Source organism: Parabacteroides vesiculifaciens, from assembly GCF_049860805.1.
Classification (GTDB): Bacteria; Bacteroidota; Bacteroidia; order Bacteroidales; family Tannerellaceae; genus Parabacteroides.
Genome location: NZ_CP187555.1, coordinates 3,837,027 through 3,861,599, shown reverse-complemented (window position 1 = coordinate 3,861,599; position 24,573 = coordinate 3,837,027). Strand labels below are relative to the sequence as shown.

Sequence of the window (24,573 nt, the reverse complement as noted above, 5' to 3'; positions counted from 1 at the left end):
ATTTTTGAATCGGGAAATGTCGCAACCATTTTCCGATTCTGCTTTAAAAGATTAGAACTTTGTACATAGGCAATCCTGTTTTAAAGGTTCAACAATTCATTTATTTGTTATAAAAATATCTCTTTTCGCTCGTTTAAAAGTAAACTGCTTCTCATAATCAATGATACGAAATACATCCATAATATCTTGGTCTAAAGAAAATGTTCCAGTATACCGGATTTGTTCCAGACATGAATCATTCAAATGTATTTGCACATTATAATAATTTTCCAAACGTTTACAAATAGACAACAACGGTTCATCTTTGAATTTATATTCGCCGTTTATCCAAGCGTTTGAAAATGAGGCATTTACTTCACACAATGAAACTGACCCACTATTATTGTCAGATAGAGCACGTTGATTAGGCTTCAGGAACATCCGGCTGGTAGATTCTCCGAACTCATTGAATGCATCCAGCATAACCCGGCCACTCAAAAGAGTCACAATACTATAAGACTCATTCTCATATGCTTGTACATTAAATGTTGTACCTAACACTGTTATATCCTGCTTTTTCAATTTAACGACAAATGGCTTTTTTGCATCTTTAGCTACTTCAAAATAAGCTTCACCATCTAAATAAACCTTTCTGTTTTTTTCATTAAAACTTGTCGGGTATTTAAATGTTGTCGCTGCATTTAGTATAACTTTAGTTCCATCTGAAAGAATCAATGTATTAGCACGCCCTCCTTTTTGGATATGTATTTCATTATACACTATTTCCTTTTCTTTCGTATTGGATAAATAGCCATTCTCTTGAAACTCACTAATTCCCCAACCTAACCCTACAGCTATAATCACAATAGCGGCATATTTAATGAATGAAAGCCACAAATTATGTGTTCGCGATTTATTATAGGAAGAAATCTCCTCATTTCCTTTATCTAAACGCGCATACATTCGTTGCCAACTTGCCTCATTCACCTCTTCCTTTGTAAAAAAGGAACGTCGACTGGAATCTGATATGCTTTTCAGCCCAAAGAAATAAGATTTATGCTCCGCATCTTCTTCCAGCCAGGACTCCAGATAACGAAGTTCTTCTTCATTTATATCCTGTTGCAGGAAACGGATTATTAATTCTTCTATGTTATATTTTTCAGACATTCCGATGTTCATTTATATTATACACGATTATCTCTTCAGATCTACTTACGCAATTCTCAAAAATTTGAAAGAAAAATCAAACAGCTAAGCAAAATACCCCGTAAAATCTTCAATGCCTTATAAAGTTGTGCCTCCACCGTACGAGTGGAAATATTAAGCAGCACAGCTATTTCCGAAGTTTTTCGTTCTTCGAGATAGGACATGGTAAAGATTTCACGGCATTTCTCCGGTAACTTATCCATCTCTTTATAGATAAGCTCCAGACGCTCGTCTTCCGCAAACAGGGATTGCGGATCGTCATTGTAGTATATCTCTTCTATTTTTAATTTGGTAGTGACAGTATTGATATAATCGCCTTTTACCTCCTGATGCTTCAGGTAATCCAGACAGGCATGCTGAACGGAACGATACAAATAGGTCTTAATTCCTTCTTTCAAGAACAAAAAAGTCTTCTTTTGCCAGACTTTAAGAAACACATCCTGCACCAAATCTTCTGCAGTAATAGCATTTACATACTTTCCAGCATAGAAAATCAGCATCGGAGCATTTGATTTATATAACTCCTTGAACTGAATCAACTCTCGATCATCCTCCTTCGGTCTATCCATAATGCAAGCTAACAAAGAAACGTTTCTACAAGTATAGACGATTTATCCGGGAAAATTACTTACGGGAGAGTTATATTTTTATTTAGAAGAGGCTTTTTAACGATTGAAGGAGAAAGGTTCACCTATATTTAGCGGAAGAAATCTCTCTCAATTGGCATATTGCGACATTAGTCAACTAACCTCTTATCCATCCTTATTGTAATTAAAGGCTTATTTAACGTTATGACATAATAATTCAGACTTCGTTTTTCGAACGATAAAACGGGTTATTTTCTATCAGTTTGCCGGTTTATCCCCACGAAGACGGTCGTCATCGCCATGACAAGGGACTTCATCGCCATGAAGACGGTCGTCATTGTCTATGAATTCGGCACCTCACGGCAACGAAGACGGTCGTCATGGGAAAGTTCTGCGCACCTCACGGCAGAAAGGCTGAAAAAACTTTTTTCATAAATGCTCCGCACCCCAGCCTTGCACGCAAATATTCGATTCTCCGGAAGTTGAGGTTTATCACATTGTCGCTGTTTTCTCGTTTCGGATAACAAAACAGGACGACATCCGGAGAAACTGCCGATTTCATAACGTCTGCTGTCAATCCAAAGTACCGGAACCCTAACAAAACGTAAGGTGAAAATGAACTGGGATTTCGGGTGAAATAGAAAAAGAGCAAAAAGGAGGTTATTGTCATTTCTCATATAAAAAACTATTTCTGGCAGACAAGTGATTTTATCACCTTGAGCTGACAACGCCTCATCGCCACGACCAAAGATATTATCAAGTACTGATGAACCTCATGATAATAAAATCTTTCTTCGTGGCGATTGGACAATATTTTATTTTTCCGCCTGTTCGGAACTCCGTCCGATTTTTATTTGGAAACCAGGCTATCACTTATACCAATAAACTTCTCCCCACGTCATTAAGCAACTGGGCTTTCTAACGCTATTTAATTTAACAAATGAGGCCCAATAAGATTCACGATGATCAATCGTATGTCCCAATTCATTTTCATGTCCTGTAATCACGAGTTTAGGATTGAACCCTTCAACCGTATCAGATAAACGGTTTGCCCAACAGTTGATCAACAAAATATCCAATGCTGGGATTTTTGTTTTTACATCAAGCAACCATTCCAAGTCATTTTCGCTATATTGATCACCCGTCTGTGCAAAGGTAAAACCTTCAGGAGTCGTCACCACATGGATATTGTTAATCAGTTCACTTTGATGCCCCGGCAATATTTTTACATCCAACTTACCCCTCTTTGTTTTAAATTCCCTATCGATGATTTGCTCCGAACGAATGTGAGTTACCAATTCATTTCCTACCAAACTATTGTTCGGAGCAACCACTTGTTTTCCCATATCTGTAAACATTTTTACGACACCCGGATCTATATGATCCGGGTGATTATGAGAAAGGAACATAATGTCGCATTGTGCTACAATAGCTTGCATCGTTTTATCAGAAATCAAAGAAGGAGATTCTTTCATAGCCCCTCCACGGTACAAGTCAAAAGCGACAGTGACACTTTTTGTCTTTACGATAAATCCATCATTATAGAGTTTATACACTTTCATTCCTTCTTCAAATGGTTTCTGCATATCTTCCAAAATGCCTTCCAGGCGAGATTCCATGAATTGGGAGATCGTTCCGCAACCATCCAAACGCGTATCATGAAATACACCATCCAGTAATTGTAATGCTGCTTGACGAGCTAATGCCGGATTACCAGAGGAAGGAGGGGCGTCTTTTAAAAGAGCATCTACCAGATGAAAAGTTTTTTCAGTTTGATTGATCAGATATACTTCCTGCTTACCCCAAAAAGGCACCGCTTTTTCCTGTGCTTGTAACAACATATACAATGGAAAAACAAACAATGATAATAAAAATACACTCTTTCTCATTTAAATAATTATTTAATTTTCGCTCGTGAAATTTTACTGATTGTAACAGGGAAAGGGAAATATCACCCTACTTTCACGTCGCATTCAATAAAGTGAATCTGGATGAGTACGGTTGATCACCTCAACTCGAAATGTTTACTAATCTCCTTTGAATTACCAGCGTAGAAATCGATCGTTACATGCCGGTCAGAAACATTCATTTTATAAGAGCCTGCCGAAGTCGAACGAATATAGGTTTTCAAACCCGATTTATATTCATTCAACAGCTCAATGTCGTCCTCATATTTGGATCCATCCTCTTTCTTCGTGGATTTAGCCATTTCATGAATATTACCGTAATCCTGTGGCTGGTCCGACGTACAAGAATAAGTCCCTAACTCAGGTTTAGACCAAACGCTATTAACCGTCATTTGTGTAATACGGCCACCATCCCCATACCAATCCGCCAATTCAGTCGTATGAATGTGTCCACAGATACACAAGGCATTCCGTTGGGCAAATACTTTACGAAAATGTCTACGTGCAGCAGTCTCCTCAGCCGACTTACCCCCGTGGAAGAACCATCGACAACTTCCTCCGTCATAGGGTAAAATCGGACCGTGAGTCAATACGAATGTATGCCGGGCTCCTTCACACTCTTTTAGCATCTGATCAATAAGTGTATCATCCGGGTCATTAAAATCCAGTACAATATAAGCATCACTACCGATCGTGAAAAAAAAGTTCGTATGAATAATGGATTTTCCTAATTCCTCAGACATCCGTTTCGGCATATAAGCATGATAAGCCTCTTTTGCATTCGTTCCACGGATATCATGATTACCCGTCACAGTCACAAAGGGTAAACCATGAAGTTCTGACTTAAAGCGGTTCATTACGTCTTCCAACATTTTTTTGTGGATCTCCGGATTACCACAATCTCCTTGAATCAAATCGCCCAATTGAAATACCATTTTGGTATCAGTACCAATCAGTTGGGCAGCCCGTTTAAGTAATAAAGGACAACGCTCTCGCCACATTTCTCCATTACGGGCAAACTCAGCACGTTGTACTCTGTTCAACCATTCTACCGGTTCATTATAGTCTGCATGATACACACTGGCCGGTTCCGTATCAAAGTGTGTATCGCCTAATAATACGATTGAATATTTTTTTCCCAAGTTAGATTCAGATAAATAGGACAATCGGCTCCCAAATACTAAACCTGCAAGCGATGTTGCACTGGTTGTTAGAAATGCTCTTCGTTTCATGATATAGATCTTTATATATGATGTAAATATAATATGGTTTAAGATAAGAGGTATAAAACCTTTCATTTTATACCCCTTATTTTCATTATTCACATTTTAGAGATTAATCCTGCCAGCCCGGATTCTGCGTAAGATTTGAATTCATCTCTCTTTCCTTTGCCGGGATCGGCCAAATCTTTATTTGTTCGCCAACACTAAGATGCTTATAGGTAGTCTCACCCCAGATCTGCATCAAACCATTCGTGTTAAGTTCTCCTATCTGCCCGGAAGAATGATCTTTAAACTTTCTGTCGTACCAGGTACCCCAACGAAGTTCATTAAAAAACATAGAGTCTTCACCTCCAAGTTCTACATAAAACTCTTTACGAATGCGTTGGCGCATATCCTCTTGTCCACTCACAATAGTAGCAGGATGAGCCTGGTCATTAAGAAGAACATGCCCGGCACGTTGTCTCACCCTGTTTACAAGAGAAACAGCCTCACTCGTTCTACCAAGTTCGTTCAAACACTCAGCCCGTCTAAGAAGAATTTCAGCATAACGGCAAAGGATAATATCTTCGGAATACACCCAACGAGTCGTACATTCATCATTCTCTGTTACATATTTCCTCCAAAGATAATAAAATTTGGAATTTGTGTCTGTACGAATATCATAAGGTTCTCCTGCATCCAGAATATACGGCCAACGGAGTGTCCAGGTATGATTCCCGACGCCTGCCTGATTTCCGTCATAAGTCGAGTAAGGAGTTATAATCGATTGCATTAAACGAGGATCACGATCTTCGTATGCCTGGCGTATTCTTTCCTCATTTCCTTGATCCAAATATTTGCTCATATCGGCACCATAAGAAGCCATATTATTATAAAGAGCCTGATAATTTGAAGTCGCTTCAGTTGTCCCCCATTCACCCTTACCGGATTGAAGTCCGTCCCGTAGGAAGAAAGCAACCCTTGCCTGAGGAGTCATAGAATACCATCCCGGGCAATATTTCTCCCAATCGAATTCCGATCCGTCCGCACACTCATACATCTCCACAAAAGCAGGATTCGGGAGATAGTTGTTCCAAGCGGAACCACCCGTACAACGATTCCCATAATTGATTCCTCTCGGGTTCCCCATGCCACTTGTTTCAACACATTGTATTGAAAAAATCATCTCATCGCACTGCTCGTTTGCCGGTTTGAAGAGCTGAAAGAAATCTCTATTTCCTTTTGCACCATTACTCGGACTGTAAAGTGCATATCCAAGCCCTTCAATTGATTCAAAGTCTACAAGAGCTTTGGCGTAATCCCCCATAAACTGATAAGTATAACCTCTGAAAGCATAAGCTGCACCTTTTGTTATACGACCATAACTACTATTACCTTGAGCATATTTACCGGGGAGACTCGGCTCATTGATGCAATCCGTAAGGTCTGAAAGAACTTGATCCCATACCTCAGCTTCCGACGAACGTGCTTTCGTTGCTTCCGAGCTTTCCACATTTTCCGTATAGATAGGAACACCTCTCCACAGGACATTCAAATGATAATATGCCCAAGCACGCAAAAATTTACATTCGGCTTTCAATCGTGCTTTCTCACTGTCTTCCATTTCAGGGACATTGTCAATGTTGTTGATAACATCATTAGCCCTATAGACAATCGTATAATAATACTTATAATGATTACCTACATTTCCATTCGAAGGCGTGCAAGAACCGGAAATCACAAAACAATTATTTTTCCAGTTCATATCGATATCCATTACAGATGACCAGGCATCAAAAGGAATACCAATAGAAGGACTATCGTAATTTTTAGAGAATTTCTCATACAATTCATTATAAACCCCCATCACAGCTGCACGGGCAAGGATAGGACTGGTCCACACATTTGAACTTGAAAAACTATAACTTGGAGATGTATCGAGAAGGTCGCCGGCACATCCTGCTAAACCGAATAACATACCCGATAAAGTCCCGATGATAGCTATTTTTCTGAATAAATTTTTCATATTTTCAATATATTAGCTGTTTCCAAAATAATTAGAATGTTAAATTAATACCGAATGCATACTGACGCATAGTAGAATATCCCATGCTAACACGCATTTCAGGATCCATACCAGAGAAGCCGGTAATAGCAAATAGATTCTCTCCGGAAGCATAGACACGAAGTCTCTCCACATAGAACTTCTTAGAAATATTTTTAGGCATTGTGTACCCTAAAGTCAAGTTTCTAAGTTTTATGAAGTTCCCTTTCTCTAAATGAAGCGAAGAACTTGCCGAGCTCTGAGCCCCCGACACATTAACCAAACGAGGTTGTTTTGAAGACAGATTGGTCCTCGGATCCGATGGATTTTCAGGGTCATAGAAATAATGGTCATCCGCTACCGCATCCGGAATTGCATAACCATAAATAGTTTCACTTGAATTCCTTGCATTACTATAGTAATAAATACTAAATCCGGCAGATCCCCCCCAAGTCATAGAAAGATCAAAATCTTTCCAGTTTGCACTGGCCTGGAGACCGAAATTATATTTAGGAGTCGTTGAGGTCCCTTGGAATTCCGAATCATACGAATTACCATATATCCCATCACCATTGGCATCTGCATAAATATACTCGCCATACCAAAGTGCATTTTTGCCAACATTATTATAAGGTTGGAATGTATAACCGGCTGCTTGCATAGCCTGAAGCCATTGCATATCATTTTCCGTACGGATCATACCATCTTTAGGACCTCCGTTTATATTAACAGAACCGTCCCCATTGAAATACGACCCGTTACCTTTATAAACATTAGGAAGATAAAACTCATTAATCTGACGCCCTTCGATGACCCTTGTCGTACTACCGGTAGAAACATCCCCTATATTAGTAGAATATTCCGTATGATCAGCATTCCATCCTTTTTTCAACTCTCCCTTATATTTGCTGACGAAATTCTTATTAAAAGAGAACTGCCCTTTGATGCTATAACTGAAATCCTTACCTATATTATCTCTCCATCCAAGTTCCAGTTCGACACCTCTGTTTGTAACTTCTGCAATATTCGCTTTCGGAGCTGTCGCATTTCCCATTACCATATACATATCAGGAGTATATAGAATCCCGGTTGTCAACTTATTATAAACGTCGATATTACCGTTCAATTTATTATCAAAGAACCCGAAATCAAGACCGACATTGGTAACGGCTGTTTCTTCCCAAGTAAGAGCAGCATTGGCAATGGAAGTAACAGCAATACCACTTGTTAGTGCCTGGCCTGTAGAATAATTTGCAGCCGAATAGACAGACTGCCAATCATAATTGCCGATCGCATTATTACCCAATTTGCCCCAAGAAGCACGAAGCTTCAAGTTTGTCAGCCACTGTACAGATTTAAGCCACGACTCTTCATTCATACGCCAACCAGCAGAGAAAGACGGGAAAGCCCCCCAACGGTAATCTGGGGAAAATCTTGAAGATCCATCATAGCGCAAATTAAACTCAAACAAATATTTGCTCTTATAAGCATAATTCGCACGGCCGAATACCGAGCGGGCGGCATATTCAGTCCCATAGCCAGCCGTCGAGTAAGGCGTTGTAGCTGCATCAAGATCATTTACAGCAGCATCTGTCAGACCCAGCTTACTCACGTTCGTCTCCCTGTAACCATACGTTTCTTCTTCATAGCCAATCATTGCCGACACATCGTGAACGCCAAAAGATTGGTTATAATTAAGTAAATGATTTAACTTCGTGCGATTTGTCCTTGTATAATACATACGAGTATAAAGAGTTGACGGGTCATCGGCTCCTGTTGAATAAGCTCCCTTAGAAAAACTGAACTTTCCAACGGAAGCATCCGAGACTTTTCTCTCACGACGAAGATCCTGATAGTAGAAATCAAAGTTATATGTAAAATATTTCAGAAACTTGACTTGAGCATACCACTCCGTATAAAGCTGTGAATATTTGTCAAACCCGTTTAATACATTATCCCAAAGTCCGTTATGCGACTGCGGATCCTCTTCCGGTCCTTCCGGTGCACCATATTTTCCATCATAATACGGATATATACAAGGAACCATTTTCGCCGTGTTCATCGAATTAATATGATTACTCCCATTGTAGCTGGTAACACTGACTTCTTGGTCAGTGACATTTCCTGATGTACGAGTTCCGACCCGCAACCAGTCGGTAATATCGGAATATAAGTTCACACGCCCCATATAGCGATTATATCCCGTATTCTTCATGATACCCGGATTATCGATATAAGAGAAACTCATGGAATAACCGGTTTTTTTCTCCTTGCCATTGAGGGAAATCGTATGTTTCTGCATCCATTGTTTCGTATAAATCTCATCCCACCAGTCTGTATTCGGGTAAGCAACATAATTCGGATAGCCTGAAGCGGAAATACCGTTAGGATCAGCCTTAGCAGCCTCCCAAAGATCGATTGAACTTTGAGAGAACATATCGGAGTTTCCCAAATTATTGGATGATTCGTTCATCAACTTCATATACTGGACATAATCCGAAATAGTATGAACAATTTTGAAAGGTTCATTATATGATACTGTTCCATCATACGTCACACTAATTTTTCCTTCCGTACCGTTTTTGGTCGTAATAAGGATAACTCCGTTGGCACCACGATTTCCATATATGGCGCAAGAAGCCGCATCTTTTAGGATAGAGACATTAGCAATGTCGGAAGGATTTACCATGCTGATACTCTGTTCCATTCCGTCTACAAGAATGAGAGGGCTGGATGAATTTAATGTCCCGACACCGCGAATATTATAAGAAAAGCTCTCCGCATTAGGCTGACCTGAACTTTGCATGATCTGAAGACCTGGAGAAGCACCACTAAGAGCCTGGGAAGCATCGGTAACCGGTCTCGATGACATTTCCTCAAAATTAACAGTAGAGACTGAACCTGTCAAGTTTACTTTCTTCTGGGTACTGTAGCCGACAACAACTACCTCTTCCAGTGCTTGTGTATCCTCCGATAATATAATATCAACAACGGAGCGGTCTTTAACCTGAATCTCTATTCTATTATATCCTATATACGAAGCTACCAACACTGAATTTCCTGAGACTGACAAAGTATAATTCCCATTAACATCGGTAATAGTCCCATTCGTAGGGTTTCCTTTCTCAATGATATTAGCCCCTGGGATCGGTTCTCCGTTTTTATCTGTTACGACTCCTTTTATATTTTTCTTAGCTTGTAGAACTATTGGCCTTTCGTTCCCTTTATATAAAGCAATATGCTTATCGTTTATCACATAATGGATATTTTCCTTCGCAAATAGTTCATCCAGCACTTCAGGAATTGTTTTATCTTTAAAGTTAACAGTAACTTTGCGAGTCACTTTTACTTGTTCTAAATTATAGGTAAAATAAAAGCCACTGTTTTGTTCTATCGAAGAAAGAACCTCACGCACTGTTGCGTTTTCCATACTCAAAGATAGCTTTACCGATTGTGAATAGCTTAGATTAGCAAAAGACTCTAAGGTTCCCAATAGTATGAATAATATAGCACATCTCATAATATTTAGACTTTTTCGAAGCCATGACGATTTATTTACACCGCATGGCGTATTTTTCATAATATAATGCATACATTTGTAAATGATTAGTTAGTAATAAATTTAGGTCATCTCTAAAGCGTTACTCGCTTAATCCCGGCTGAAGATATTACCGTATCTTCAGCCTTCGTCTTTTTATGAATCCTTTCCCATAGGCTTTTATTTTAATGGTTTGAATATTCGTATCTGTTCTCCTTCGAACGAATAATCCAATCTTCGGGTTTCTTTCAGCAAATGCAAGACCTGTTCAATCGTAGCCGTATCCTTAAAGCGGCAGGTGAATACTTCTGCACCCAAAGAATGATCCGTTAGAATGATTTTTACATCAAATTTCCGTTCCAAATCACGGATTATGCCGTCAAGTCTTTGTTGGACGTAAGCTCCTTCTCCACGCATCCAGGATTTAACCGTATTCGTATTGATGCTTTTCTCCAATGTTATGCCGGAACTTTCCGAATATGAAATCTGTTCGTTTGGTTTAAGAGTCAATTTGTTTTTGCGGTCGTTCGTTTCCACTTCGACTTTTCCTTCTGCCAATGTGACGACCGATTTTTCATCAGAGTATGCTTTTACATTAAATTTCGTTCCCAAGACCTTTATGGCCAGCAAAGGCGAATGCACGACAAAAGGATATTCTTTATGGGCCACTTCGAAAAAAGCCTCTCCTTCAAGCCGGACATATCTTTCTTTGTCGGAGAATAGTGCAGGATATGTCAGCTTACTCTGAGAATTCAGCCAGACTTTTGAACCATCGGAAAGCGTTATGGATGCTCTTTGCCCTTTCGGGACTTCAACCATGTTCTCGACCATAGCCTCCGGCCGGGCCATTTTATATAGATTCAATCCTAATAATCCGATGATAAGGACAGCTGCGGCATATTTTAATATCGGATAAATGTATAAATGGCGATCGCCATTTTTATTCTTCTTGCGGGAAAGAAGAATAAACTGAGTATAAGCCTCCCCAATCTCCCTCTTATCCGAAAAGCGCAGTTCGTCTTTCAGGCTCCAGATGCGTTCCATTTCGAAGAGCCAGTCTGCGTTGGATTTGGCAGATGCGATCCATTGGTCGACTAAGCGGATGTCTTCCGGAGTACAGGTATGCGTGAGGAATCGTATGAGGAGTTGTTCGTCCATTTTCTTTTATTGTGCTTACATAAAGAAGACAATTGGAGGGGGACAAACTACGTAGTCAAAAATAAGGAAAAATTCAATTTATGTTACAAAGCATAAAAATAAGCATAAAAAGATCTTTCAAATCTTCCCGGAGAAAAGCAATCGCTTGCCGGATGTGAGTTTCAACCGTGCGTGGAGAAATACCCATAATTTCGGCTATCTCTTTATGGCTGATATCGTGGAAGTAAGCCAGCCGGAAAGCCTGTGCACATTTGGGAGGTAGTTTATTGACGGAGAGTTCTATTATTTCGCGCAAATCCTGGTTGATGACAGACTTCAGAACATCATTGGAGTCGCTGGCATCGCCCAAGAAAGCAATACGCGCCTCAGCGATGCGGACACGTGATTCGTACTCGTCGACAATCATCTGGTGCTTGATATGGTTCAGGCAGCTATTTTGCAGCCATTTAAAAAGAAAAGATTGGATATTGTCAGGTTGTATGACCTTTTTCTGTTCCCAATAGGAAGTGAAAACTTCTTGCACCAGATCTTTGGCGACCTGCTCATCTACAAAACGACAAGCGAGCGCCATCAATTTAGGATAGAAACATTCAAAGAAAGCTTTAAAAGCAACATGATCTCCTTTTCTTACTTTTTCAATGTCAATTTTCGCTTCCATACTATAATCTCCTTTTTATAAATTGTGGTTTAAAAAAGCGTGGAGCTATTGTCTCATCCGGTTAGGAGCTCTGGTAAGCTTGTACAACAAATAAGCAATAGCCCACGCCCTATGGGAGCGCGAGCGTTTTTGCCTATTATTCTTCTTGTACAATGAATTTACCAGATTCCTAACAAAGAATAATACGAAACGCTTCTACGTTTTTCTTTAATAATTCCAGACAAAGATAATTTTATTTTCAATAAAAGGCCTATTCATCTGCAATTAATTTTTATTGCAAGTCGGATAACACTATTTAGCATCTCGGCTCTTGACAAGTTCGGATAAACCCGTATCTTTGCATCGTGGTTTTTTCATAATAGTATTAGATTTAAGGTTAACAAAGTTTGGTTAGGGGTTGTCGTGAGACAGCCTTTAATTGTTTATAGGGGTTTCCTTTCCTGGAATAGAGTCAGATCGGGGAAAATTGTTAAGTTATCCGGCAGAATTGCCATTTACCATAAGCCATAATAGGCCGATCTTTGCATTATAAAAACTAACATATAAAAATAGCAGAGACATGATGACTAAATTAAGTAACCTATTCTACACATTCCTGAACATTGCAGCTTCCACTCAAAAGCTGGGTATCAACCTGATCCGCGTAGCGATCCTGATTATCTTCGTATGGATCGGAGGATTAAAGTTCTATAATTATGAAGCAGAAGGTATCGTTCCGTTTGTGGCAAACAGCCCCTTCATGAGTTTCTTCTACACGAAAAGTGCTCCCGAATATAAAGAGTATAAGTTGAAAGAGGGAGAATTCAACGAGGCAAAGCACCAGTGGCATGTGGAAAACAATACGTACGGTTTCTCGCATGGATTAGGTATTTTGATTATGGCTATCGGTATTTTGACATTCTTAGGTATTTTCTCTCCGAAGATCGGTCTGGTAGGTGCGGGACTTGCCATTATCATGACGATCGGAACACTCTCTTTCCTGGTCACGACACCTGAAGTATGGGTTCCGGATTTGGGAAGCGGAGAACATGGATTCCCACTACTGACCGGGGCAGGCAGATTAGTGATAAAAGACACGGCGATCATTGCCGGGGCGATCGTAGTGCTTTCGGACTGCGCACAGAGGATATTGAAACAGAAGAAATAAAAACACAAAAAAGGCGGTGCGTCAAAACTATCTTGTTCCCGCGTCAAGCGCGGGAACAAGATAGTTTTGACGCACCGCCTTTTATCTTTTTTATAAATCAACAACTTTTACAGTTAACTTGTCGTAGTTGCCTGCTCATCCACCGATACCAGTTCGATTTCGAATATCAAAGTCGAATAACCCGGGATAGAACCGCTACCACTTGCACCATAGGCTAATTCCTGAGGAATCCAGACTTCATATTTATCCCCTTCAACCATGTGTTGCAGAGCGACTGTCCAACCTGAAATGACGGAACCATACGTGGTTTTTACCTCCGTTACCGGATCCTTAACCGTCTTAGCATAGTAAGGGCTCACTGCACAAGGGAATGGTACTCCGTCATCAAAAAGTCGCTGATCGAAAATAGTACCGTCCGTCAAAGAACCCTTATAATATACAGATACAAGACTATTGAAATAGGCTTTCTTGCCATCCCCCTTTTTAATCAGTTTGGCAAAGACGTAACCGTCACCGGCCTCTGAAACCCATTTTTCAAAACCGGTATCATTCACTTTTGCCTGGAAGGCAATGTCCTGTTCCAATCTATAAGCCTCTTTTTCAACAGCTTCGGTATCATCGTTGTCATCCTTACAGGAAGAGACAACGAGGACACATAACAACATCAACGCGATATGCAGGTATTTCTTCATGCGTTTACTCCATTATCTTTTTTAATAAATTCTTCATGCTTACCTTTTCGGAGATAATGTCATGCAGCTTGTCGATGCTTACACGTTCCTGTTCCATCGTATCGCGGAAACGGATCGTGACACAATTATCCTTCAAAGTATCGTGGTCAACTGTAATACAGTACGGGGTTCCGATGGCATCCTGGCGACGATAGCGCTTGCCGATCGAATCTTTTTCATCATACTGGCAACGGAAATCGAAGCGCAACATCTTCATGATCTCCTCGGCCTTTTCAGGTAGACCGTCTTTCTTCACCAACGGCAATACAGCGAGCTTGATTGGAGCCAACGCTGCGGGCAACTTCAACACGACACGTGTTTCGCCGTTTTCCAATGTCTCTTCGCAGTAAGAACCGGCCATCACATTCAGGAATACGCGGTCGACACCGATGGAGGTTTCGATCACGTACGGAGTATAGCTCTGGTTCAGTTCAGGATCAAAATACTGGACTTTCTTGCCTGAGAACTTTTCATGCTGGCTCAGGTCGAAGTTCGTACGGCTGTGGATACCTTCCACTTCCTTGAATCCGAACGGCATATCATATTCGATATCGGTAGCGGCATTGGCATAGTGGGCCAGCTTTTCGTGATCGTGATAGCGATATTTTTCGTTACCCAATCCCATAGCCTGATGCCATTTCAAGCGGGTAGCCTTCCACTTCTTGAACCATTCCATTTCTTCGCCCGGACGAACGAAGAACTGCATTTCCATCTGTTCGAACTCGCGCATACGGAAGATGAACTGGCGGGCAACGATCTCGTTACGAAAAGCTTTACCGATCTGGGCGATACCGAAAGGTATTTTCATACGGCCGGTCTTCTGTACGTTCAGGAAGTTGACGAAAATACCCTGTGCCGTTTCCGGACGCAAGTAGACTTTCATAGCCCCGTCTGAAGTAGAACCCATTTCGGTCGAGAACATCAGGTTGAACTGACGGACATCGGTCCAGTTGCGGGTTCCGGAGATCGGGCAGACGATTTCGCAATCCAGGATCAACTGACGCAGGTCCTCGAAGTTGGAGTCGTTCATATCTTTTGAATAGCGTTCGTGGATCTCATCCCATTTAGCCTGGTATTCGAGGACACGTCCGTTCGTTGCACGGAACTGGGCTTCGTCGAAAGCATCGCCGAACTTCTTGGCAGCCTTGGCCACTTCCTTGTTCATCTTTTCCTCGATCTTAGCCAGGTGGTCTTCGATCAGCACATCGGCACGATACCGTTTCTTGGAATCTTTGTTATCGATCAGGGGGTCATTGAACGCGTCTACGTGGCCGGATGCTTTCCAGATAGTAGGGTGCATAAAGATAGCAGAGTCGATGCCGACTACGTTTTCGTGCAACAGCGTCATGCTGTCCCACCAGTATTTCTTTATGTTATTTTTCAGCTCTACGCCATACTGCCCATAATCGTACACTGCGCCTAAACCATCATAAATCTCTGAAGAGGGGAATACAAACCCGTATTCTTTACAGTGCGAAACTAATTTCTTAAATACATCTTCTTGTGCCATAATAATAATTTGCCAATTAATTAATGTGCCAATGTGCCAATTTTTTTGCGCATTGGCACATTATTAAGGTTGCAAAGTAAATGATTTTTTCTGTAACCTGTAGCATTTTCAGCATCTTATTAGGGCGACTGCACCAAATTCATTTTTAAGCGATACGATCTTATGGACTACATAATATAAGGAATAATCCATCCCTGCTACAAGAAAACTTATCTACATAGGCATAAAAAACATCGGAGTGCCTATCAATTCTGTAATCAGTGCCAGTGATTATAAAATCAGTGCCAGCAATTATATAATCACAACCACTGATTATAAAATCACTGACACCGATTACAGAATTGGCAGGCACTTAAGAAAGAATTATTCGGGACAAAAACGGTTCGCGCCGCAAGTACAAGTTGGTCCGTACCTGCCGTTTCACGGATGCTGGCGTGATGAATACTTCCAAATAATGAATTTTTGCGGTCCTTGCCCCGTTCTTTTTATTATTTCGGCAATATTTCGTATATTTACAGCCTATTATGGCTTATGGGCATTGCCATAAAGCTCCAGGATGATGCAAAAGATTTGGATAGAGATATATGAGACCAGAAGATATTATTGAACAGGACGAAAGCGAAGAAATAAAAGATACGGAAGGACAGCCGGTTGCTGATGAAAACAGGGATGAGACTGTCGAAACGGAAGCAAGCCAGGAGACACATTCGGAATATAAGATACCGGGGAAATCGGAAAGCCGGGTGTCTTATCATTTGTCGGGCATGTATCAGGATTGGTTCCTCGATTATGCCTCCTATGTGATTTTGGAGCGTGCCGTTCCGCATATCAACGACGGGTTGAAACCCGTACAGCGTCGAATCCTGCACTCCATGAAGCGGTTGGACGACGGGCGATACAACAAGGTGGCGAATATTGTCGGACATACCATGCAGTTTCACCCGCATGGCGATGCCTCTATCGGTGACGCGCTGGTGCAGCTCGGACAGAAAGACCTGTTGATCGACTGCCAGGGAAACTGGGGTAATATCCTCACTGGTGACGGTGCGGCGGCTCCCCGTTATATCGAGGCGCGCCTCTCCAAGTTTGCACTTGAAACGGTCTTTAATCCGAAAACGACTCTTTGGCAACTGTCCTACGACGGGCGAAACAAGGAGCCGGTGACGCTTCCCGTTAAATTCCCTTTGCTGCTGGCGCAGGGTGTGGAAGGCATCGCTGTGGGGCTTTCTTCCAAAATATTACCGCATAACTTCAACGAACTTGCGGATGCTTCCGTCGCTTATCTGCAGGGGGAAGAGTTTACCCTGTATCCCGATTTCCAGACCGGAGGTTATATCGATGTGTTGAAATATAACGACGGCGAACGCGGCGGTTCCGTAAAGGTGCGTGCCAAGATTACGAAATTAGACAACAAGACGCTTGTCATCAGCGAGATTCCATACGGGAAGACAACCTCCACTTTGATCGAATCGATTCTGAAAGCAAATGATAAGGGAAAGATCAAGATCAAGAAAGTCGACGATAATACGGCCCGTAACGTGGAGATCCTCGTGCACTTGGCTCCGGGTGTCTCTTCCGATAAGACGATCGACGCGTTGTATGCCTTCACGGATTGCGAGATCAGCATTTCGCCGAACTGCTGCGTCATTATGGACAATAAGCCGCACTTCCTGACGGTAAGCGATGTGCTGAAACATTCGACAGACGACACGCTGCACCTGCTCCGTACCGAACTGGAAATACAGAAACAGGAACTGGAAGAGTCGCTCTTCTTTGCCTCCCTGGAAAAGATCTTCATTGAAGAACGCATTTATAAAGACAAAGAATTTGAAGAGGCGAAAGATATGGATGAGGCGATCGCCCACATCGACAAACGCCTCGACCCTTTCAAACCGCACTTCATCCGCGAAGTGACCCGCGAAGACATCCTGAAACTGATGGAGATCAAGATGGGACGCATCCTTAAGTTCAATACGGATAAATGTAATGCGATCATAGCCCAGTATAAGGAAGATATTGCGAAGATCGACGACCATCTGGCGCATATCGTGGATTACACGATCGACTGGTTCATGATGCTGAAAGAGAAATACGGCAAGAACTATCCGCGCATGACCGAAGTGCGCAACTTCGACACGATCGAGGCGACTAAGGTTGTCGAGGCGAACGAGAAGCTGTATATCAACCGCATTGAAGGGTTCATCGGGACCGGCTTGAAGAAAGACGAGTATGTCTGCAACTGTTCCGATATCGACGATATTATTCTTTTCTACCGCAACGGCACGTACAAAGTCGTGAAGGTAAGCGAAAAGATGTTTGTCGGGAAGGATATCCTCTACCTGAATGTCTTCAAGCGGAACGATAACCGCACGATCTATAATGTGATCTACCGGGACGGAAAAATAGGATATAATTATATCAAACGTTTCGCTGTAACAGGCGTCACGCGCGATCGGGAATATGATATAACCAAAGGAACGGAAGGCTCGCGCATCCTCTATTTCAGCGCCAATGCCAATGGCGAGGCCGAGACGGTGAAGGTGATCCTGAAACCGAAGCCCCGTCAGAAATTGCTTGTCTTTGAGAAAGATTTCAGCGAGATTGCGATTAAAGGGCGCGGTTCTATGGGAAATATCCTGACAAAGGCGGAAATACATAAGATCAGCCTGAAGCAGAAAGGAAGTTCGACATTGGGAGGCCGTATGGTCTGGTTCGACCGCGATGTGCTGCGCCTGAATTACGATGGGCGCGGAGAGGAGTTAGGTGAGTTCCAGAGTGAAGATCAGATCTTAGTGATCCTTCAGAATGGCGATTTCTATACGACCAACTTCGATCTGAGCAATCATTATGAACCAAATATCTTGAATATCGAGAAGTTCGATGCGAATAAGATTTGGACGGCCGCTCTTTACGATGCCGACCAGAAATATTATTATCTGAAACGTTTCCAACTGGAAGCCGGAAGCCGCAAACAAAATTTCCTCGGCGAGAATCCGAAGAGCCGCCTGATGTTGCTTACTGATGAAGTATATCCACGGATAGAAGCGGTGTTTGGCGGGCATGATGCCTTCCGTGAACCGTTGGTGTTGGATGCGGAAGAGTTTATCGCAGTGAAAGGGTTCAAAGCAAAAGGCAAACGTATCTCGACTTTTGAGATACAAACGATCAACGAGCTTGACCCAGTTCGCTTTCCTTCCGTAGCACAGCCACGGCAAGAAGGTGGTAGCGATGATGAAGAGGCGGATCTCGATCCGGATCGGGATAAGAGCAATTCGGATATTATCGATGAGATTACCGGGCAAATGAAACTTTTTGATGAATAGTGCGTATGAATAAGACAACCAGTCTGATGTTTCTGTTCCTTTGTCTGGCTTTGCCGCTGATGGCTCAGTCTGTTGAGGACGAAGTGCCCCGCTCGACCAACGAGAGCACGATGGTCGGGATCGGTGGTTATAATTTGCGGGACACCTATCTCTCGCCCAGTACGGACATTAATTATACGGGCTGGGTGGCGCGGATTCTCAATGAACGGATGAAGGTTGTGCGGCTGGCGGACTATAAAATATCACGGCAGCAACTGATTAACGTGGAGTTCGGTTCGACCCGCAACGGGGCGGAGACGGCAAACGAATATGCCGGTTTCGTAGACTACAGCCTTGGCTATCATTACCGCTTCCCGCAACTGCTGCCCGGATTGAAGGTCTTGACCGGTGCTTCTGCACGTCTCTCGGGCGGTTTTATCTATAACACGCGTAACAGCAACAACCCGGTTTCCGGTAAGGCGGACTTCGACCTGAACTTGTCGGCTATGGCGATCTATAATTTCAAGATCCAGGATTTTCCGCTCACGCTCCGTTATCAGGCGGAGATACCCTTTGCCGGCGTGCTCTTCTCGGTGCATAAGGGCGAACCCTATTATTTCCTGACGCAAGGCAGTGCGGATGGGATCGTGCGGTTCAGTTCGTTCCATAATAAGTTTGCGATGCGGAACTATTTCACGCTCGATATTCCGGTGTCGAACTTTACGGTCCGCGTCGGCTATCTGAATAGTATGTACCGGACGGATGTGAACAGCATCAAGACGCATATCCTCTCCAACTCCTTTATGGTCGGGCTTGTGAAAGAATTTGTCTCTTTCGGCGGCAAGCGTTTAAAGAAGGATGCTCACCGATACAGAAGCGCCTACTATGGAAATTGAAAATTAGAAATTGAAAATTAAAGAATATGATATCTGATTTATTTTGCCGTGCTTTTCAGAGGGCGGTAATGAAATATTATCTCCTTTTCTTTTGCGTCCTGTTCTCCAGTTGCGAGAAAGCGACAGAATATAATTCGTCTCCCCGCGATAACTTCGAGGCGCTTTGGCGTATCATGGACGAGAACTACTGTTTCTTTACCTTCAAGGATGTGGACTGGGACGACGTGCACGACCGGTATAGCCTGCTTGTGGGGGACACGATGAGCCAGTATGAATTGTTTGATATTCTCGGTAAAATGCTTGCCGAGGTAAAAGACGGCCATACCAACCTGATCTCCTCTTTCGATATGTCCCGTTACTGGGCCTGGTACGAAGATTATCCGGCCAATTTCTATACTGAAATACAGGACAATTATCTCGGTACGGACTACAAGATTGCCGGGGGGATGAAATACAAACGTTTGGCGGACGATAAGATCGGATATGTCTATTACGGCAGTTTCTCGAGTGGCGTAGGTGAAAACAATCTGGATTATATGTTCTTGCATTTCAAGGAATGCAAAGGGCTGATATTCGATGTGCGTGATAATGGAGGCGGTTCCATGACTTTTTCCGACCGTATCGCTTCACGTTTCCTCGAGGAGAAGATGCTGACGGGCTATACGCAATATAAGAAGGGAAACGGGCATAACGACTTTACCGAGCCCAGTCCGGTCTATCTTTCCCCATCGGACCGTATTCGTTGGAGCCGTCCGGTTATCGTGTTGACAAACCGCCACTCTTACAGCGCTACAAACGATTTTGTCAATGTGATGCGCCTGCTGCCGCAAGTCACGATCATGGGCGATCGCACGGGAGGTGGTAGCGGCCTGCCTTTCAGTTCGGAATTGCCGAACGGATGGAGCGTCCGTTTCTCGGCTTGTCCGGTGTTGGATGTGAACAAACAGCATACGGAATTCGGAATCGACCCGGATATCAAGGTGTCTATTACAGGCGATGATATCATGAAAGGACGGGATACGATCATTGATGCCGCAATCGAATTGCTGTTGGCTAAGAGCGATTCGGCTCAGATTCCTACTGAATGAAATAAAAAGAGAAACAATGACGATAATCCACAAAAAAGCCGCACTCCCTATAATAAAATGGATGCGGCTTTTTTGTTGCTTTCCAGCGAAACAGTCTCTCGATTCCCCCTCTGCAAAGACTTTGTTAACCTTAGATCTAAAATACTATGAAAAAAACTCACTGCAAATATAAAGTATATTTATTGAATATGCAAGAGTTTATGGTTACATTTTATTGCAAATTTGCTACTTTTTGTTTTAAATTTGACACTGTGTGCGGATTCACACTATTATTATATCAATAATCTATTGATTCTGACACCTCTGAATCGCCTTGAAATCCGCTTCCTAACTGGAATTTCTCTGGGATGGAATTCAGGATATCGAACAGTTCTTCCACAGTCTCTGCACGCAACATCGCAACACGTGTTTGTTTGAAATCGGGAATTCCTTTAAACAACGGAGTTGCAGCTAAATGCCTGCGGATATGGAGAATTCCCCGGCGTTCATCCAGACGTTCCACACTTTGTTCCACCTGCTTTTTCAAGATATCCAGATACCAGGAGAAAGATTCGGCAGGCAATAATTCGCCTGTATTTAAATAATGCTTTACTTCACGGAAAATCCACGGACGGCCAATACTGCCACGGCCGATCATGACGGCATCCACTCCATACTGTTCGAAACGTTGTTTGCAAACCTCGGCGGAAATGACATCGCCATTACCGATTATAGGAATATGCATACGGGGATTCTTTTTTACCTCGCCGATCAACGTCCAGTCCGCTTCTCCCGTATACATCTGCGCACGGGTACGCCCGTGGATAGAAAGAGCGGCAATACCGCAATCCTGCAATTGCTCGGCCAGATCCACAATAATCCGGTTATCGGCATCCCAACCCAGACGAGTTTTCACGGTTACAGGAATCTTCACCGCTTTAACGACTTCGCGGGTGATATCCAGCATTAGCGGGATATTGCGCAACATACCGGCACCTGCACCTTTGCCCGCCACCCGTTTCACCGGGCAACCGAAATTGATATCGAGGATGTCCGGATGAGCGGCCTCGCAAATCTGTGCGGCTTCGACCATTGTCGGGACATCACGGCCATATATTTGGATGGCGACAGGACGTTCTTCATCCGCTACGTTCAGTTTTTGTTGTGTTTTATTTATGCTACGTATCAGGGCGTCTGCCGAAACAAACTCGGTATAAACCATATCCGCACCAAAACGTTTACACATCAACCGGAAAGATATATCTGTAACATCTTCCATAGGAGCCAGGAAGACGGGGTGTTCACCTAAATCTATTGTACCTATTTTCATATTTATCGTCAATAACGGGTACAAAGGTACTGATTTCCTGCTAAAAATAGGGGTGAAAGGAGATCTACTAAGAAATATAGTAAAATAACTATATATTATAGTTGTATTACTAAATAATATAGTTATATTTGTGCATTCCTCTAATAAGAAACGGATTATGATCAGATTAACATCAAAAGAAGAAGAAATATTGAGTTACTTCTGGGCAAAAGGTCCTCTTTTTGTACGCAAACTACTCGACTTGCAAGAAGAACCCAAGCCGCATTACAACACTTTGTCCACAATTGTCCGCTCACTGGAAGAAAAAGGATATATCGGATATAAGGTGTATGGCAATACGCACCAATACTACGCGCTGGTATCGGAAGACGACTACCGGCGTAATTCCCTGAAACAGGTGATCGGCAAATATTATGACAATTCGTATACCCGCGTCGTTTCGACGCTGATCGAAGAAGAAGCGCTTACGATCGACGAACTTCAGGAACTGATCCGGCAAATCAAGAACAAATAAAAGCCAACGCTTATGGAAGCCTTTCTTCTATACATATTAAAATCCGGTATTTGCCTGACTGTATTCTATGTCTGTTTCAAGGCGTTGTTCAGCAACGACACGTTTTTCAGGTTCAACCGCTGGATATTACTGGTTGGAATTGTGATTTGCATGCTCTTGCCGATCTGCCGGATCAAAACAGTCCGGTTTCTCCCACTTAGTCGGCCGGTCAGCCAATTAGAGATGATTTTCCAGGAAGAAGAGGTTAAAATAGTTCCGGATCCGGAAAAGGAAAAAATGATTACGGCCGTAACAGAGCAGAAAAATACATCCGTTCCCTGGACAGAGATAATCGGGGTTATTTATTTTACGGGCTGCTGTATATGTTTGTGTACAACGATTCTGTCATTCAGAAAAATGTATCAACTGGCAGAGAGAGGCCGAAAACTAAGACAGGGAAAGTACACGTTGATCTTGATTTCCGGCTCCCTGTCTCCCTTCAGTTGGGGGCGTTATATCTTTCTTTCGGAAGACGATTACCGGAATCATCCGGAGGAAATATTAATACACGAAAAAATGCACCTCCGCTATAACCATTCAGTCGATCTGATCTATATGGAAACGACTCTTCTGCTGCAATGGTTTAATCCCGCCGTATGGCTATTAAAAAGGGAATTGCGGGATATACACGAATACCAGGCGGATAAAGGTGTACTCAGCCAAGGCATCGATGCAACAAAATATCAACTATTACTCGTGAAAAAAGCTGTCGGCTCCAGCCTCTACACTCTTGCCAACAGCTTCAACCACAGTAAAATTAAAAAACGTATTACTATGATGTTAAAAAAGAAATCGAACAATTGGGCCCGGTTGAAGCTTGCGCTCCTGGTCCCGGTAGGCCTCGCGGCCTTAAGTGCGTTCGCCCACCCGGAGGCAAGTCCGCCACCGGCAGCAAAAATGGCCGGCAACCTTCATCTACCGGTTAACAAAAGTATGGTAAATAAGGAAACTATGCAACAGGATCATGCAGTTTTCCTCACCTACAAAGAATCGGATTCGGAGGATCTGAACAGTATAGTATGCAAAAACTTGGACAGGATCAGAATGCGAGTAGCGGAGGGGCAATTCAAGAACGCCTTAGAAGTAACTGTCAATCCGGCTTTCAATGATATACCGGCTTCTTATTTAGAAAAGGTAAAAGGTGTTTTGGAAGAAAAGGGGATTAAATGCAAGATCGACATGGCTGTGCCGAATACTGTCATGGATGAAGTTGCCAAACCTTCCCGCAGATATGATGATGTGGTTTATCTGATTCAGAATAAAAAGATTGTCGTAGCGCTTAGCATAAGTAAATTCAGTGCGAATCAGAATGATCCGCGACTGGATCAGATATCCAAGTCTACTCCTCTGATCCTTCAACCTGAGAATTCCAAGATTTCTAGGCAAGAGATGGAGAAACTCAAAAGCCTATTGGAGAAAAAAGGGTTGACTGGTGAAATCAACACGAATGTTTTCAAGATCGGAGATGCTGCTGCTCCACCTCCTCCGCCACCACCTCCTGCGGGACAGGTTACTTTCAGTTATCGGGACGGGCAACCGGACCAACAGTTCGTTTTATATGATCGCCATGCCAAACCGGGACCTAACCTCGGACAACGCATAGACAAGATTTACAGGGATAATATTATGAAAGTAAGCATCAAGATCAACAAAAGAGCTCCTAAAGACCTGGTGGAAACCGTCAAGCAAGAACTGAAGAAAAAGATCGATTATCCTGTCCAGTACGAAATATTGCAATTCGGCGACTAAAAATCAGAG

17 protein-coding genes are annotated in these 24,573 nt (G+C 42.6%); 6 read left to right on the top strand and 11 right to left on the bottom strand.

All coding sequences use genetic code 11. The annotated features are described in order from the left end of the window. Window positions 1-96: 96 nt before the first annotated feature. The 8 genes from ACPYIV_RS15495 to ACPYIV_RS15460 form a co-directional block, all read right to left on the bottom strand. Window positions 97-1,146, bottom strand: coding sequence for a FecR family protein (locus ACPYIV_RS15495; protein WP_425883893.1), 1,050 nt, complete (start codon window positions 1,144-1,146; stop codon window positions 97-99). A gap of 56 nt (window positions 1,147-1,202) precedes the next feature. Further along, window positions 1,203-1,754, bottom strand: a complete 552-nt coding sequence (locus ACPYIV_RS15490) for an RNA polymerase sigma-70 factor (RefSeq protein WP_425883891.1) — start codon at window positions 1,752-1,754, stop codon at window positions 1,203-1,205. Between the two features lie 887 nt (window positions 1,755-2,641). Then, window positions 2,642-3,661, bottom strand: a complete 1,020-nt coding sequence (locus tag ACPYIV_RS15485; RefSeq protein ID WP_299363486.1) for an MBL fold metallo-hydrolase — start codon at window positions 3,659-3,661, stop codon at window positions 2,642-2,644. Between the two features lie 116 nt (window positions 3,662-3,777). Then, window positions 3,778-4,911: a metallophosphoesterase family protein gene (locus ACPYIV_RS15480; RefSeq protein ID WP_293732860.1), complete on the bottom strand. Its 1,134-nt coding sequence runs from the start codon at window positions 4,909-4,911 to the stop codon at window positions 3,778-3,780. Window positions 4,912-5,014: 103 nt separating this feature from the next. Continuing rightward, a complete protein-coding gene (locus tag ACPYIV_RS15475; protein WP_293732861.1) occupies window positions 5,015-6,907 on the bottom strand; it encodes a RagB/SusD family nutrient uptake outer membrane protein in 1,893 nt (630 codons plus the stop codon). Between the two features lie 31 nt (window positions 6,908-6,938). Further along, window positions 6,939-10,355, bottom strand: coding sequence for a TonB-dependent receptor (locus ACPYIV_RS15470; protein WP_293732862.1), 3,417 nt, complete (start codon window positions 10,353-10,355; stop codon window positions 6,939-6,941). A 288-nt stretch (window positions 10,356-10,643) separates the two neighbouring features. Next, the gene (locus ACPYIV_RS15465; protein WP_425883888.1) at window positions 10,644-11,621 is read right to left on the bottom strand and encodes a FecR family protein; all 978 of its coding nucleotides are present in this window, start codon (window positions 11,619-11,621) and stop codon (window positions 10,644-10,646) included. Window positions 11,622-11,694: 73 nt separating this feature from the next. Next, complete coding sequence (locus ACPYIV_RS15460) at window positions 11,695-12,279, bottom strand: RNA polymerase sigma-70 factor (protein ID WP_293732864.1); 585 nt, start codon at window positions 12,277-12,279, stop codon at window positions 11,695-11,697. A gap of 559 nt (window positions 12,280-12,838) precedes the next feature. Here ACPYIV_RS15460 and ACPYIV_RS15455 point away from each other — a divergent pair. Further along, window positions 12,839-13,426 carry a DUF417 family protein gene (locus ACPYIV_RS15455; RefSeq protein WP_293732865.1) on the top strand — a complete coding sequence of 196 codons (588 nt, stop codon included), beginning with the start codon at window positions 12,839-12,841 and terminating at the stop codon, window positions 13,424-13,426. A 113-nt stretch (window positions 13,427-13,539) separates the two neighbouring features. On the opposite strand, the gene ACPYIV_RS15450 is transcribed toward ACPYIV_RS15455, so the two are convergent. Both ACPYIV_RS15450 and ACPYIV_RS15445 read right to left on the bottom strand, forming a co-directional pair. Further along, a complete protein-coding gene (locus ACPYIV_RS15450) occupies window positions 13,540-14,118 on the bottom strand; it encodes an FKBP-type peptidyl-prolyl cis-trans isomerase (protein ID WP_293738840.1) in 579 nt (192 codons plus the stop codon). A gap of 4 nt (window positions 14,119-14,122) precedes the next feature. Then, a complete protein-coding gene (locus ACPYIV_RS15445; RefSeq protein ID WP_425883885.1) occupies window positions 14,123-15,667 on the bottom strand; it encodes a glycine--tRNA ligase in 1,545 nt (514 codons plus the stop codon). Window positions 15,668-16,251: 584 nt separating this feature from the next. Here ACPYIV_RS15445 and ACPYIV_RS15440 point away from each other — a divergent pair. The 3 genes from ACPYIV_RS15440 (at window position 16,252) to ACPYIV_RS15430 (ending at window position 20,953) form a co-directional block, all read left to right on the top strand. After that, a complete protein-coding gene (locus ACPYIV_RS15440; RefSeq protein WP_425883883.1) occupies window positions 16,252-18,990 on the top strand; it encodes a DNA gyrase/topoisomerase IV subunit A in 2,739 nt (912 codons plus the stop codon). 5 nt (window positions 18,991-18,995) lie between these two features. Then, complete coding sequence (locus tag ACPYIV_RS15435) at window positions 18,996-19,865, top strand: DUF3316 domain-containing protein (protein WP_425883881.1); 870 nt, start codon at window positions 18,996-18,998, stop codon at window positions 19,863-19,865. Window positions 19,866-19,933: 68 nt separating this feature from the next. Beyond that, window positions 19,934-20,953 (top strand): S41 family peptidase, encoded by a 1,020-nt coding sequence (locus tag ACPYIV_RS15430; protein WP_301703810.1) that lies wholly within the window; start codon window positions 19,934-19,936, stop codon window positions 20,951-20,953. 277 nt (window positions 20,954-21,230) lie between these two features. Here ACPYIV_RS15430 and dusB read toward each other — a convergent pair whose 3' ends face one another. Next, window positions 21,231-22,262: a tRNA dihydrouridine synthase DusB gene (gene dusB, locus ACPYIV_RS15425; RefSeq protein ID WP_293732654.1), complete on the bottom strand. Its 1,032-nt coding sequence runs from the start codon at window positions 22,260-22,262 to the stop codon at window positions 21,231-21,233. A 157-nt stretch (window positions 22,263-22,419) separates the two neighbouring features. On the opposite strand from dusB, the gene ACPYIV_RS15420 reads away from it, so the two are divergent. Together ACPYIV_RS15420 and ACPYIV_RS15415 are read left to right on the top strand one after the other, a co-directional pair. Then, window positions 22,420-22,776: a BlaI/MecI/CopY family transcriptional regulator gene (locus tag ACPYIV_RS15420; protein ID WP_425883879.1), complete on the top strand. Its 357-nt coding sequence runs from the start codon at window positions 22,420-22,422 to the stop codon at window positions 22,774-22,776. A gap of 12 nt (window positions 22,777-22,788) precedes the next feature. Beyond that, complete coding sequence (locus tag ACPYIV_RS15415) at window positions 22,789-24,564, top strand: M56 family metallopeptidase (protein ID WP_425883877.1); 1,776 nt, start codon at window positions 22,789-22,791, stop codon at window positions 24,562-24,564. The last annotated feature ends 9 nt before the right edge of the window (window positions 24,565-24,573 follow it).

What these genes read in the sequence shown, in the direction of transcription:
- ACPYIV_RS15495 (WP_425883893.1), bottom strand. Translation starts at nt 1,146, where the DNA reads ATGTCTGAAAAATATAACATAGAAGAATTAATAATCCGTTTCCTGCAA.
- ACPYIV_RS15490 (WP_425883891.1), bottom strand. Translation starts at nt 1,754, where the DNA reads ATGGATAGACCGAAGGAGGATGATCGAGAGTTGATTCAGTTCAAGGAG.
- ACPYIV_RS15485 (WP_299363486.1), bottom strand. Translation starts at nt 3,661, where the DNA reads ATGAGAAAGAGTGTATTTTTATTATCATTGTTTGTTTTTCCATTGTAT.
- ACPYIV_RS15480 (WP_293732860.1), bottom strand. Translation starts at nt 4,911, where the DNA reads ATGAAACGAAGAGCATTTCTAACAACCAGTGCAACATCGCTTGCAGGT.
- ACPYIV_RS15475 (WP_293732861.1), bottom strand. Translation starts at nt 6,907, where the DNA reads ATGAAAAATTTATTCAGAAAAATAGCTATCATCGGGACTTTATCGGGT.
- ACPYIV_RS15470 (WP_293732862.1), bottom strand. Translation starts at nt 10,355, where the DNA reads ATGGAAAACGCAACAGTGCGTGAGGTTCTTTCTTCGATAGAACAAAAC.
- ACPYIV_RS15465 (WP_425883888.1), bottom strand. Translation starts at nt 11,621, where the DNA reads ATGGACGAACAACTCCTCATACGATTCCTCACGCATACCTGTACTCCG.
- ACPYIV_RS15460 (WP_293732864.1), bottom strand. Translation starts at nt 12,279, where the DNA reads ATGGAAGCGAAAATTGACATTGAAAAAGTAAGAAAAGGAGATCATGTT.
- ACPYIV_RS15455 (WP_293732865.1), top strand. Translation starts at nt 12,839, where the DNA reads ATGATGACTAAATTAAGTAACCTATTCTACACATTCCTGAACATTGCA.
- ACPYIV_RS15450 (WP_293738840.1), bottom strand. Translation starts at nt 14,118, where the DNA reads ATGAAGAAATACCTGCATATCGCGTTGATGTTGTTATGTGTCCTCGTT.
- ACPYIV_RS15445 (WP_425883885.1), bottom strand. Translation starts at nt 15,667, where the DNA reads ATGGCACAAGAAGATGTATTTAAGAAATTAGTTTCGCACTGTAAAGAA.
- ACPYIV_RS15440 (WP_425883883.1), top strand. Translation starts at nt 16,252, where the DNA reads ATGAGACCAGAAGATATTATTGAACAGGACGAAAGCGAAGAAATAAAA.
- ACPYIV_RS15435 (WP_425883881.1), top strand. Translation starts at nt 18,996, where the DNA reads ATGAATAAGACAACCAGTCTGATGTTTCTGTTCCTTTGTCTGGCTTTG.
- ACPYIV_RS15430 (WP_301703810.1), top strand. Translation starts at nt 19,934, where the DNA reads ATGAAATATTATCTCCTTTTCTTTTGCGTCCTGTTCTCCAGTTGCGAG.
- dusB (WP_293732654.1), bottom strand. Translation starts at nt 22,262, where the DNA reads ATGAAAATAGGTACAATAGATTTAGGTGAACACCCCGTCTTCCTGGCT.
- ACPYIV_RS15420 (WP_425883879.1), top strand. Translation starts at nt 22,420, where the DNA reads ATGATCAGATTAACATCAAAAGAAGAAGAAATATTGAGTTACTTCTGG.
- ACPYIV_RS15415 (WP_425883877.1), top strand. Translation starts at nt 22,789, where the DNA reads ATGGAAGCCTTTCTTCTATACATATTAAAATCCGGTATTTGCCTGACT.